Annotated in this window: 11 protein-coding genes, 1 tRNA gene and 1 pseudogene; 3 read left to right on the top strand and 10 right to left on the bottom strand. The window is 70.0% G+C overall.

What is annotated here, in order from left to right; genetic code table 11:
- The 3 genes and pseudogenes from BGM09_RS34880 to BGM09_RS34870 all read right to left on the bottom strand — a co-directional run.
- Positions 1-527: pseudogene (locus tag BGM09_RS34880) on the bottom strand (tetratricopeptide repeat protein); the annotation flags it as partial.
- A gap of 177 nt (positions 528-704) precedes the next feature.
- Positions 705-778: transfer RNA gene (locus BGM09_RS34875), tRNA-Met, on the bottom strand.
- An 81-nt stretch (positions 779-859) separates the two neighbouring features.
- Positions 860-3,763 (bottom strand): UPF0182 family protein, encoded by a 2,904-nt coding sequence (locus BGM09_RS34870; RefSeq protein WP_188285761.1) that lies wholly within the window; start codon positions 3,761-3,763, stop codon positions 860-862.
- Positions 3,764-3,895: 132 nt separating this feature from the next.
- On the opposite strand from BGM09_RS34870, the gene BGM09_RS34865 reads away from it, so the two are divergent.
- Positions 3,896-4,453 (top strand): PPA1309 family protein, encoded by a 558-nt coding sequence (locus BGM09_RS34865; RefSeq protein WP_188285759.1) that lies wholly within the window; start codon positions 3,896-3,898, stop codon positions 4,451-4,453.
- Between the two features lie 93 nt (positions 4,454-4,546).
- Here BGM09_RS34865 and BGM09_RS34860 read toward each other — a convergent pair whose 3' ends face one another.
- The 4 genes from BGM09_RS34860 to BGM09_RS34845 all read right to left on the bottom strand — a co-directional run bounded on the left by BGM09_RS34860 (position 4,547) and on the right by BGM09_RS34845 (position 7,748).
- Positions 4,547-5,620 (bottom strand): PDZ domain-containing protein, encoded by a 1,074-nt coding sequence (locus BGM09_RS34860; protein ID WP_188285758.1) that lies wholly within the window; start codon positions 5,618-5,620, stop codon positions 4,547-4,549.
- A gap of 102 nt (positions 5,621-5,722) precedes the next feature.
- Positions 5,723-5,902 carry a hypothetical protein gene (locus tag BGM09_RS34855; protein ID WP_188285757.1) on the bottom strand — a complete coding sequence of 60 codons (180 nt, stop codon included), beginning with the start codon at positions 5,900-5,902 and terminating at the stop codon, positions 5,723-5,725.
- A gap of 150 nt (positions 5,903-6,052) precedes the next feature.
- Positions 6,053-6,532, bottom strand: a complete 480-nt coding sequence (locus BGM09_RS34850) for a molybdenum cofactor biosynthesis protein MoaE (protein WP_188285756.1) — start codon at positions 6,530-6,532, stop codon at positions 6,053-6,055.
- 112 nt (positions 6,533-6,644) lie between these two features.
- Entirely contained in the window at positions 6,645-7,748 is a 1,104-nt protein-coding gene (locus BGM09_RS34845; RefSeq protein ID WP_188285755.1) for an SDR family oxidoreductase, read from the bottom strand.
- Positions 7,749-7,931: 183 nt separating this feature from the next.
- Here BGM09_RS34845 and BGM09_RS34840 point away from each other — a divergent pair, with 183 nt between their 5' ends.
- Together BGM09_RS34840 and BGM09_RS34835 are read left to right on the top strand one after the other, a co-directional pair.
- Positions 7,932-9,392, top strand: a complete 1,461-nt coding sequence (locus BGM09_RS34840; protein ID WP_188285754.1) for a zinc-dependent metalloprotease — start codon at positions 7,932-7,934, stop codon at positions 9,390-9,392.
- The gene (locus BGM09_RS34835) at positions 9,389-9,928 is read left to right on the top strand and encodes an NUDIX hydrolase (RefSeq protein ID WP_317453014.1); all 540 of its coding nucleotides are present in this window, start codon (positions 9,389-9,391) and stop codon (positions 9,926-9,928) included. The genes BGM09_RS34840 and BGM09_RS34835 overlap by 4 nt, the downstream gene beginning before the upstream one ends.
- 82 nt (positions 9,929-10,010) lie before the next feature.
- On the opposite strand, the gene BGM09_RS34830 is transcribed toward BGM09_RS34835, so the two are convergent.
- From BGM09_RS34830 to BGM09_RS34820, 3 genes are all read right to left on the bottom strand, one after another.
- Positions 10,011-10,772 (bottom strand): AIM24 family protein, encoded by a 762-nt coding sequence (locus BGM09_RS34830; RefSeq protein WP_188285753.1) that lies wholly within the window; start codon positions 10,770-10,772, stop codon positions 10,011-10,013.
- Positions 10,773-10,789: 17 nt separating this feature from the next.
- Positions 10,790-11,473, bottom strand: a complete 684-nt coding sequence (locus BGM09_RS34825) for an AIM24 family protein (protein ID WP_188285752.1) — start codon at positions 11,471-11,473, stop codon at positions 10,790-10,792.
- Between the two features lie 6 nt (positions 11,474-11,479).
- Positions 11,480-12,258 (bottom strand): AIM24 family protein (locus BGM09_RS34820; RefSeq protein ID WP_188285751.1); only part of this gene is annotated, 779 nt, incomplete at its 5' end.

Below are 12,258 nucleotides of genomic sequence, written 5' to 3'. Positions count from 1 at the left end.
ACGGCGGCGATCCGCCACCAGTCGGCCGCCTCGTCGGCGTAACCGCGCTGGTGCAGCAGCAGGGCCAGGTTGTTGGCGGCGGCGCGGTCCCCGTGCGTGACGGCGGCGCGCAGGTACGGCTCCGCGCCGTCGAGGTCGCCGCGGCGCAGCAGCAGCGTGCCGAGCGCGCTCATGGCGTACGCGTCGCCGAGGTCGGCGGCGTGCCGGTGCCGCGCCTCGATCTCGGCCTCCTCGCGGAGCGCGAGGCCGTCCTCGTCGGTCAGTTCGGGAAGCTCGGGCAGGTCGTCGCGCCCGGCGGACGCGGTGAGTCCGGCGGACGCGGGCTGCTCAGCCGACGGGCGCGGAGCGGGCAGCAGCGCGGACGCGGTCACGGTCGCCGGCGTGGTCACGGGCACGGTCCCGGACGTGGTCACGGGCGTCGAGGCCGACTCCTGGGCCAACCCTTCGGCCGACATGTCGACATCGCCCGTAGAACCACGCTGCTCGTGGATCTGACGAGTGTTCAGCAGTCTTGCACCATCCCCCATAAGGTCCATCGTCGCACCGTCCGCTACCGCCGTACACCTGGTATACCGCAACCCGATTGGTCACTTCAGCGTTTTGTCGACTTCCCGACAAGGCGGCTTGCGAAACCCCGTTCACCGAACATCCCCCATATAAGTGAAGAGGGCCAAAGTCAGTTGACTTTGGCCCTCTTCGTACAGTAGCGGGGACAGGATTTGAACCTGCGACCTCTGGGTTATGAGCCCAGCGAGCTACCGAGCTGCTCCACCCCGCGTCGTTGTGTCCCCACCGTACCACGACGCGGAGTGTCACCCGATCAGCCCGCTTGTCGACCCATCAGGTCGATCGGCCCGTCTTACGTCCCCTTGACCGCCTTCTCCGCCTCCCGCGCCTGCTTCAGCGCCTCGGACAGCTTCTTCTGCGCCTCGCCGTACGCCTGCCAGTCGCCCTTCTTCAGCGCCGCCTGACCGTCGTCGTACGCCTTCTGGGCGTCCGTCAGGGCCTGCTCCAGCGTCGCGTCGCCCGGTGGGCTGGTGGTCGGCGCGCTCGTGGTCGGCGGACTGGTCGCCGGGGGCTCCGTGGTGTCGTCCGGCGGCGGCTTCGTCGTCGACTCGCCGTCGGGGCCGAACACCTCGTCCAGCGCGGCCTTCAGCGTGGGCTGGAAGCCGATCCGGTCGCCGAAGAGCACCACCACGCTCTTCATCAGCGGGTAGTTGTTGCCCGCGCCGCGTACGTACACCGGCTCCACGTACATCAGCCCGCCGTCCATCGGCACGGTGAGCAGATTGCCGTACTCCACGGTGGTGTCCGCGCCCGCCCGTTTGAGCTGGTTGATCTGTGGCGCGACCTTGTTGTCGGAGTTGAGCTTGGCCTGCACCTGTTTGGGCCCGTCGACCGTGGTGTTCGGTGGCAGTTGCAGCACTCTGATCGTGCCGTAGTCCTTGCTGGACGCGTCGGCGTTCACCGCCATGAACGCGCTCAGGTTGGAGCGGTCGTTCGGCGTGAAGGTGGACGTCAGCGAGAACGCCTGCTCCGACTGGTCGGGCATCTTCAGACTCAGGTAGTACGGCGGCACCGCCTTGCCCGTCTGGGCGGCCGGGTCGTCCGGCACCTCCCACACCTCACTGCCGGTGTAGAAGGTGGACGCCTTGGTGACGTGGTACTTGGTGAGCAGTTGCCGCTGCACCTTGAACAGGTCCTGGGGATACCGCAGGTGGTCCATCAGCTCGGCGCTGATCTTGTCCTTCGGCTGCACCGTGTGCGGGAACGCCTTCATCCACGTCTTGAGCACCGGGTCCTGGGTGTCCCACTGGTAGAGCGTGACCTCACCGGTGTACGCGTTCACGGTCGCCTTGACCGAGTTGCGGATGTAGTTGACCTGGTTCTGCTGCGCGATGACGGACCGCTGGTCGTCGGTGAGCGAGTCGGTCGTGGTGTCGCCGAGCGTGGTGCGCGACGCGTACGGATAGCCGTTGGTGGTGGTGTACGCGTCGACGATCCACTCCACCTGGCCGTTGACCACGGCCGGGTACGGGTCGCCGTCGATGGTCAGCCAGGGCGCGACCGACTCCACCCGCTCCTTGGGAGTGCGGTTGTAGAGGATCTTCGAGCCCTTGCCGATCGCCCCCGAGTACAGGATCTGCGGCTCGCCGAACTGCACCGCGTACGCCGCCCGCGTCAGCGGGTTGGACAGGTCCACGCCGCTCTTGCCGGTGTACGTGAACGGCTTCTCGCCGCCCGCGTCGGTGTAGTCGATCTCCTGGGTCGGGCCGCCGACGATCGAGTACTGCGTCGTCCGCTCGCCGTAGTAGACCCGCTGCTCGTACGTGCCGAGCTGGCCGGTGGTCGGCAGATTCTTCTCGGTGAAGTCCGGTGAGCCGTCACTGGCCACGTCGGTGCCCTTGGCGGCGACGATGCCGTAGCCGTGGGTGTACTTGAAGTGGTCGTTGATCCAGTTGTTCTCGGGGATGCCGTTGATGTTCAGCTCGCGCAGGCCGACGACCGTGTCCTGCTCCTTGCCCTTGGCGTCGCTGTAGCGGTCGACGTCGAGCGTGGAGGGGAACGCGTAGTAGCCGCGCGTCTGCTGCAACTGCTGGTACGTCGGCGAGACCACGTTCGGGTCCAGCACGCGCACGCTCGCCGTGGTGTCCGCGTCGGCCCGCAGCTTGTCCGTACTGGACTCGCTGGTGCCGCTGTACGGCTTCACCTGGCTGTCCTTGATGCCGTACGCGGCCCGCGTGGCATCGATGTTCTTCTGGATGTACGGCGCTTCCTTGGCCGCCTCGTTCGGCTGCACCTGGAACTTCTGCACGATGGCCGGGTAGAGGCCGCCGATCAGGATCGCCGAGAGCACCATCAGGCCGAAGCCGATCATCGGCAGCGACCAGGTGCGGCGCCAGAGCGTCGCGAAGAACAGCAGAGCGCAGATCACCGCGATGCAGAACAGGATCGTTTTGGCGGGCAGATACGCGTTCGCGTCCACGTACCGCAGACCGGTCCAGTTGTCGGTGGCCTTGAAGCCGCTGGACTTCACCGCGAGGCCGTAGCGGTCCAGCCAGTAGGCGACCGCCTTGAGCGAGATGAAGATGCCCAGCAGGACCGACAGATGGCCGGTGGCGGCGGCCGTGGCCCGGCCGCCGGGCGAGGTGATCCGCAGCCCGCCGTACAGGTAGTGCACCAGGGCGGCGGCGACCAGCGAGAGGACCACGGCCGCGAAGCCGAAGCTCAGCAGGAAGCGGTACCAGGGCAGGTCGAAGGCGTAGAAGGACACGTCCTTGTGGAACTGCGGGTCCTTGACGCCGAACTTCGTGGCGTTCGTCCACAGCAGCCACAGCCGCCACTGTCCCGAGGCCGATCCGCCGGCGATGAGCCCGACCACCGCGCAGACCCCGAGGAGCACCCACTTCTTGTACGGCGCGAGACCCATCCGGTAGCGGTCCAGGCTCTGCTGTTCCAGCGACATCGCGCTGAGCGGCGGGCGGAGCCGGTGTGCCAGATAGATGTTCACGCCGACCGCTCCGGCCATCAGCAGGCCGAAGACGAAGAACAGACCGACCTTGGTCCAGAGCGTGGTGGTGAAGACCGACGAGTAGTGAACCGATCGGTACCAGAGCCAGTCGGTCCAGAATCCCGCGAAGATCACGAACGCGATCATCAGACCGGCGAGCACGCCGATCGTGATGAGCAACGTCCGGGTCCGCCGGGAAGGGCGGCCGACTCTGATCCGTGGCCCCGACGTTCCTCCGCCGCGGTCCGGCATCTCGAATACCAAGGTGCGCACCTCGAATTGTCCGTATTTCGTGGGTGTCCCGGGTCGGACTCCCACTGGTGCAACTTACCTACGCTTTGGCCGGTTCCCGATTCCGGCAAGGGAAGAGGCAGGATACTGACCATGTCCAACAATGCGACCGATGGTGCACCGCTCGCGGCGAGCCCGCTGACCCGTGCCGTACTGGAAATCGACGAGTACGCGTCCGGCCTCGGCTGGGACCGGCCCGCACGGCTGTTCGCCCTTGTCGACACCGCTCAGCTCCGTACGCAGGAACCCGGCCTCGCCGATCAACTCGGCCTGACCGAGGGGAACGAGACGGGGTCGCTGACCCCGATCGAGCAGGACGAGCTGCCGTCCGGCACGGCGCTCGACGAGTTCCTGGCGACGATCGCGTGGCCCGAGGTGATCGCGGGCTGCGCGCTGACCGTGGAGCGGCTGATGCTGCCGCCCGCCGCCGAGGCGGCCATCCCCGAGGGCCTGGACGACGCGTCGCTGGCCACGTGGGTGGCGGCGCACCCGCAGCGCCAGGAGGTGCGGATGACGGTCGCGGTGCTGCGGGACGGCGCGCGGGAGTCGGCCGTACGCCTGCGGGCCAAGGACACGCCGACCGAGGTGCTGACCGGCTCCGATCTGGTGCCGGGCCTGGCGGAGGCGCTGTCGGCGACCTTCGAGGTCTGAGCGCCCGGCTGCGCTGCCGAGCTGAGCTGAGCTGACGTGAGCTGAGCCGGTCTGAGCTGAGCCGGTCTGAGCTGAGCTGGTCTGGTCTGGTCTTCAGCTCTTGCAGCTCGGCAGCGCCGCGTCGTTGCCCGACTTGATGTTCTTCAGCGCCGCCATGGCGTCGTCGAGGGTCTTCACCTTCACCAGGGTGAGGCCCGAGGGGATGCTCTTGGCGGCCTCTTCGCAGTTGTCGGCCGGGGTGAGGAAGAACTGCGCGCCCTTGTCGCGCGCGCCGATCGTCTTGAGGCTGATGCCGCCGATCGGTCCGACCTTGCCGTTGTCGTCGATGGTGCCGGTGCCCGCGACGAATTTGCCGCCGGTCAGGTCGTCGGGCGTCAGCTTGTCGATGATGCCGAGCGCGAACATCATGCCCGCGCTGGGCCCGCCGACGTCGGCGAGCTTGATGTCGATGGTGAACGGGTACAGGTGCTCGACGCCCGCCTGGATGCCGACCACGGCGCGCGACCGGCCGCCGTCGTCCGAGGTGCGGGTGGTGATGGTCACCTTCTGCGTGGTGTCCAGCTTCTTCTTCGCGTCGGCGGCCGGGATGATCGTGAAGACCACCTTCTCGCCCGGCTTGTGCTTGGTGACCAGGCCCGCGACCTGCTCGGCCTTGGTGATCGCGGTGCCGTCGACGGCCTTGATCACGTCGCCCGCGTGCAGCTCGCCCTCGGACGCCCCGCCGCTGACGACGGCCGCCACGATCACCCGCGAGGGCACCGGGATCTTCAGCGAGGTCAGCGCCGCGTACTTGGCGCTGTCCTGGGACTGGCTGAACTCCTCGGCGTTCTGCTGGTCGGCCTCCTGGGCCGTCTGCCCCTTCGGGTACAGCGTGTCGTGCTCCACGACCTTGTCGTCATGGCGCGCCCAGCCGAGCAGGGACTCCACCAGGTTCATGGAGTAGTCGGCGCCGGTGACCCGCACGGTGGTCATGTTGAGGTGACCCGACGTCGCGTACGTCTTGTGGCCACCGATCTGGATGACCATCTCGCCGTCGTAGTTCCCGAGCGTGTTCACCGTCGGTCCCGGCGACATCTCCGAGTACGGTGCGGGAGCCAGCAGCGCGATGCACAGCAGCGCTATCAGCGTCAGTGTCGAGGCGAGCAGCGTCGCGGTGCGGCGTGGCATGGCACGACCCTACGGGAACCGCCGGACAACCGGCCCGCGGGGTGAGTCCGGACGGGTACGCGGCCGTGCGGCGCCTGTTCAGACCGTCCCGGCGTCCGGTCCTCAGACCGTCTCGGTGTCCGGCTTCTCCGCCGCCTCGGCCTGCATCGCCTGCCGGAACCGCTCGTATCCGGCGAGCGACGCGCCGTCCCCGGTGGTGCGGGTGTGCGACGCCCAGCGTGCCCAGACCGCGGCGAACACCGCGGCGACCAGCGGAATGAGCAACCAAGCGAGTGCTGCCACGTCGAACTCCCGACCCCATGTACACCAAAACGGACGTATGAGCAGATTAACCGCTCTGTGCACCAACGGCCCGGTGGGGTACGGGGTTACGCACCCGCGCGTCGCTCACGATCCGCCGGACGGGCCCGTTCGCGATCCGCCGGACACGCCCTAGGCGCCGACCCATTCCTCGGTGCCGTCGGTGAATGTCTGGTGCTTCCAGATCGGGACCTCGCTCTTGAGGTCGTCGATGAAGCGGCGGCTGGCCTCGAACGCCTCGCCGCGGTGCGGGCAGGAGACGGCGACGATCACGGCGATGTCGCCGACCCGCAGTTCACCCACCCGGTGGACGGCGGCCAGCGCGCGTACCGGGTAGTCGGCGGCGATCTTCTCGGCGATCCTGCGCAGTTCGGCCTCCGCGCTGGGGTGCGCCGAGTACGCCAGACCGGTGACCTCGGCGGCCGAACCGCCGTCGTGGTCGCGTACCGTCCCGACGAACAGCGCCGTGCCGCCGGCCGCGTCGTCGCCGACCGAGGCGAAGACCTCGTCCACCGACAGCGGGGTGTCGCGGATCGCGAGCAGCCGGATCGGACCGTCGGCGGCCTGTGCGCGGTCCGCGGGGGCGGCGTGTTCGTCGTGCGTGAATGCCATGCGGCACATGCTGCCTCATATGCCCGCGATACGGAAAGCGGCTTCCATCACCGCACCGGGCAAAGGACGGCGACCGACGGGTGACTGACGGGTGACCGACGGGCGGCTGCTCCTAGAGCCCGCGCCGCTTGCGGGCCCTGCGCACCAGGGCCGCCGTACCGACCAGGGCGACCGTGGCGCCCGCCGCGCCCAGCGTCGTGGCGTCCTTGCGGCCGAGCCTGCGCCCCGCGAGCGAATTGCGGCCCTCGACCTCGGCGAGCAGCTCGGCCAGCACCTCCTCGTTGGACCACTGCGGGCGCCAGCCCGCCTCGTGCAGGCGGCTGCCGCTGACCACCCACGGGTGCATCGTGTACGCGAGGTCCCCCGCGGGCGACGGGGTCAGGCCGAGGCGGTGCAGCCGGGCGGCGGCGCCGAAGGCGATGGCCGCGGGCAGCTCCATGCGCCGGATCCCGGTCAGCTCCTCGATCTCCTCCTGCTCCAGCCAGCCGTCGCAGCCCACCGCCATCTCGCCGTCGACCTTCTCCAGGACGGCGTACTCCAGCGCCGACACCAGGTCCTCGACGTGGCAGAACTGCCAGCACGGCCTGCTGCCCGCCACCACCAGCAGCCGCGGCGACTCGAAGTAGCGGGTCAGCGCGGTGTCGGTGCCGCCGACCAGGACGGCCGGGCGCAGAACCGTCACATTGAGGCCGGGGTGTGCGCGCGGGGCGCGGCGGCCGAGCCGTTCGATCTCCAGCAGGTCGTCCACGAAGCTGGCCTCCGAGGTGGCCCGCAGCGGGGCGTCCTCGGCGAGCGGCACATCGTTGTCGGCCTGGGCGCCGTAGACCATCGCCGAGGTGCACAGCACCACGCGGTGCACGCCCGCGGCAGCGGCCGCGGTCAGTACGGTCTGCGTACCGCGCACGTTGAACGCGGACCGCGCCTTGGCGTCGGATTCCAGGTCGAGGTCGAGCGCGAGGTGGACGACGACGTCCGCGCCGCGCAATTTGTCGGCGATGGCGGGGTCGCGCACGTCGAGCACCCGCCAGGTCGCACCGGGCACGTCACCGCGCCGCTCGTCGATCGCCACGACCTTCTTGACCTGGCCGGATTCCACGAGCCTGAGCGCCAGCTGGCGGCCCACGCCGGACGCGGCGCCGGTGATCGCGACCACCGGTCCCGACGCGGCCCTGCCCGCGCTCCGCTCTGGGCGAACGTGTGCTTCTGGGGAACTCACCGGGTGTCTCCCACGGTTGTTTCAAGTACGGGGTGCGGCTGGCGCACGCCATCGGCGTGACGTCGGTACGCAGCCATCCTGCCTGACACGTGTCTAGGCTGGAGGTACTGCCCGTACACCGAGCCCATCACATCCGAGCCCATCACAACCCCAGCCCATCACAACACAGAGCCGAGGAATCCCGTGAGTGACAACCCATTCGGATTCGGCGTCCCTCCCGAGGAGCCCGAGGACGGGGACGACGGCCGGAAGAACAAGGGCGAAGGGGGCCAGGGCGGAGCGCCGAACCCGTTCGGCTTCGGTGGCGTCGGCGGCGGCGCCGCCGGCGACAACCCGTTCGCGGCGATGTTCGGCTCGCTCAACCCTAACGACCTGGGCGCGGCCTTCCAGCAGCTCGGCCAGATGCTGTCCTACGACGGCGGCCCGGTGAACTGGGACATGGCCAAGGACATCGCCCGCCAGACGGTCGCCCAGGGCACCCAGGACGGCGTCAAGGACGCGACCGTCGGCCGCGCCGACCGCTCGTGGGTCGAGGAGGCCGTACGGCTGGCGGATCTGTGGCTGGACAGCGCCACGTCCCTGCCGTCCGGGTCCGGCTCCGCGGTGGCCTGGAGCCGCGCGGAGTGGGTCGAGGCGACGCTCCCGGTGTGGAAGGAACTGGTCGACCCGGTCGCCGAGCGCGTCGCCGGGGCGATGGGCGATGTGCTGCCCGAGGAGATGCAGGCCATGTCCGGCCCGCTGATCGGGATGATGCGCTCGATGGGCGGCGCGATGTTCGGCTCCCAGATCGGGCAGGCGCTCGGCACCCTGGCCGGTGAGGTCGTCGGCTCCACCGACGTCGGCCTGCCCCTGGGCCCGGCGGGCAAGGCCGCGCTGCTCCCCGCGAATGTGACCGCCTTCGGCGAGGGCCTGGGCGTCCCGCAGGACGAGGTGCGGCTCTACCTGGCGCTGCGCGAGAGCGCCCACCAGCGGCTCTTCGCGCATGTGCCGTGGCTGCGCGCGCATCTGTTCGGCGCCGTGGAGGGTTACGCGCGCGGGATCAAGGTCGACACCGCGCGGCTGGAGGAGGCGGTGGGACAGCTCGACCCCTCGCAGCCCGAGCAGCTTCAGGAAGCGCTCCAGCAGGGCATGTTCCAGCCCGAGGACACCCCGGCGCAGAAGGCGGCGCTGGCCCGGCTGGAGACGGCCCTCGCGCTCGTCGAGGGCTGGGTGGACGCGGTCGTGCACGAGGCCGCCGCCCCGCACCTGCCGTCCGCGGGCGCGCTGCGCGAGACGCTGCGCCGCCGCCGCGCCACCGGCGGTCCCGCCGAGCAGACCTTCGCCACCCTGATCGGTCTTGAGCTGCGGCCCCGCAGGCTGCGGGACGCCTCCCGGCTGTGGGCCTCGCTGACCGACGCCCGCGGTGTCGACGGCCGCGACGGCCTGTGGGCGCACCCCGACATGCTGCCGACCGCCGCCGACCTGGACGACCCGGACGGCTTCGTGCACAGCGAGGGCGTCGACTTCTCCGAGCTGGACAAGATGCTCGGCGAGGCCGCGAGCGGCGGCGACCGCAAGCCCGAGGCGCCCGGCGACGCCACCGACAAGGGCGACGCCACCGGCAAGGGCGAGACCCCCGACGAGGACGGCGACTCCGGCAAGTGAGCTTTCTGCACGCGGACGCGGTCGGCGTCCTGGAGCGGTGGAGTGCGCCCGACGAGGGGCAGGAGCGGCTGCGCGAGGAGTATCTGGCGCACCTGGCGGCGTATCCCGACGGCCTGTGGAAGGCGTGCGCCCAGGGGCACATCACGGCAAGCGCGCTGGTGGTCGACCCGCCGCGCGAGCGCGCCCTGCTGACGCTGCACGCCAAGCTGCGCATGTGGCTCCAGACCGGCGGTCACTGCGAGCCGCAGGACGCCAGCCTGGCCGGGGCGGCGCTGCGGGAGAGCGCGGAGGAGTCCGGGATCGCCGGTCTCGGCCTGCTGCGGCCCGAGCCGGTGAGACTGGACCGGCACCGTACGCCCTGCGCGTGGCATCTGGACGTGCAGTACGCGGTCGTCGCCCCCGAGGGCGCGGTCGAGGCGATCAGCGACGAGTCCCTGGATCTGCGGTGGTTCGGCTACGACGAGGTCGCGGCGGTCGCCGACGGGTCCGTGGAGGCGCTGCTGGGCCGGATACGCGCGCTGACGCGGAGCGCCTGACACCCGCACGGCATGGGGTGGCCGTCAGGACCCGCGGGTCCTGACGGCCACCCCATGCCGTGCGGGTGTCAGTGCGGCGAGGTCAGTTGGACCAGATGTTGCCCTGGTTCTGGCCGTGTCCCTGCGGGCCCATGCCGTACTGGGCGCGGACGCCCTGGCCGACCACCGCGTTCTGCGGCGGCATCAGCTCGCTGGGCTGGACGAGCACGTGTCCCTGACCGACGAAGTTCAGCTCCCAGCCCTCACCGGTGTTGCCGCGGCGGCGGAAGACGGAGGAGCTGCTGGTCTGCGCCTGCATCTGGACGCGCAGGCTGGTCGACCAGGCGACGACGGCGTCCGCGTCGCAGGACACGTACTTGTCGGGCGTGACCGGCATCAGCAGCGGCTTGCCCGATGTCATCAGGGCGACCTTGCCCTGCCCCGAGGTGTTGAGGTTGTACGCGCCCGTGCCGGACAGGCCGAACTGGCTGTCCACCGCGATCACGTCCCAGTGCAGCCCGGAGTCGAGCGCGAGGACGTACGCGCTGTCGACGGTCAGGCCCTCGTGGTCGACGTCCAGGACGTGGATCTGCTGGGCGAGGTTGGCGAGGAAGACCGTGCCCTGCCCGGAGCAGCGCATCAGGTCGAGGCCCTCGCCGGTGTGGCGGCGGGCGCCGCGCTGGCCCTGCGACTGGTACTCGCCGTCGAATTCGATCATGCCCTGGTAGGCCACCATCGAGCCCTTGCGGGCCAGGCAGTCGGGGCCGGTGTTGCCGTCGAGGCGGACCCGCAGGAGGTACGAATTCTGCAGGGTGTAGTGGTCCTGGTTCTGGACCTCGGTGAATGCGAAAAGCGGGCTCTGCATGATGGTGTCGCTCCCCCTCAGCCCCGGATCCGGAGACGGTCAGTGCTGTCCTCGCTGGGCTGGACGACCACGAAGCCCTGGCCGGAGAAGGCGATCTGGAACGCCTCCCCGCTGCCGCGGCCGATCAGCGCCCCGGCCCTGAAGCTGCGCTTGGCCTTCATCTTCAGCCCCGACGACCAGGCGACGAGCGCGTCCGGGTCGACGTAGGTCTCGTCGGCGCCGCTGCCGCAGTCGACCACGATCGGCGTGCCGCGCGAGGTCACCGCGACCCAGCCCTGACCGCTGACCCCGACGTTGAACAGGCCCTGACCGGCGAATTTGGCCAGTCCCTTGACCCGCTCGACACCCCAGGTGAGGTGCGCGTCGAAGGCGAGCAGATTCGTGCCGTTGACGGAGACCGACTCGTTGTTGAGATTGAGACAGACCACGTCGGCGCCGTAGTCGGCGAGGTAGAGCAGGCCGTCACCGCTGCACTTCATCAGCGGGGCGCTCTCGCCGGTCAGCCAGGCCGAGGCCATCTGCCGTACGGCGGGCGGGTTGGGCTCGTACTGCACGAAGCCCTCGTAGGCGACCATCGAGCCGGTGCGCGCGAAGAGGTCCTGGCCGGTCACCATGGCGACCTTGAGCATCGACGAGCCGTGGTTCTCCATCCGGGCGGCCACCGGTGCCGGTGCGTAGCCCGCGATCATCTGCTGGTCCATGGCGGGTCACACCTCGTAGGGCTGGACGACGATGAAATTGCCGGGGGCGCCGCGGAACTGGAGGTTCACGGTCTCGCCGCTGTGGCCGGGATACGCGGTCCTGCGCAGCCGTACCTGGCTGGAGACGATCACCTGTGAGGCGGCCGACCAGGCGACGATCGCGTTGCTGTCCGCGTAGGTGGTCGGGGTGACGGGCAGCACCACAGGGGTGCCGTGCGTCTTCACGACGACCGTGCCGGTGCCCTGGAACTGCATGGTGAACAGGGCGCCGCCGGGGATGCCGTGGCCCTCGATCCTGCGCACCTCGTGCTGGAGCGATTCGTCGAAGGCCAGCACATTCTCCGCGGAGACGCAGATGGCGTCGCCCTGGAGCTCGATCGGGTGCAGATAGGCGGCGTTCTCCGCGAAGAAGACCTGGCCGCCGCCGGTGCAGCGCATGAGCTGCATCTCCTGGCCCGTGGCGTTGCCGACGATGCGGCCGGTGAAACCGGCACCCTTGTAGCCGAAATCGACTTTGCCCTGGTAGAGCACCATGCTGCCCTGCCGGGCGAGGACCGGCTGGCCGCCGCCCTGGCCGAGGTCGGCGCGCATCATCTTCGGATTCTGCTGCGTCCAGCGCTGGCCGGTGGGCGTCTCACGGTACTTCTGCATGGCGGCGGCGAGGCCCGCGTTCTGCGCCGGGACGGCGGGGGGCGCGTATCCGCCGCCGGGCGGGCCGGGGGGACCCGGCTGACCCGGCACCTGGCCGAAGGGCGGCTGGCCGCCGAATCCGGGGGCGCCGGGGG

Origin of the sequence: Streptomyces sp. CBMA29, assembly GCF_014596445.1 — a bacterium.
In the GTDB taxonomy this organism is placed as follows: Bacteria; Actinomycetota; Actinomycetes; order Streptomycetales; family Streptomycetaceae; genus Actinacidiphila.
The sequence above is the reverse complement of the archived record's forward strand: the minus strand, read 5'-3'. Positions and strand labels throughout refer to the sequence as shown.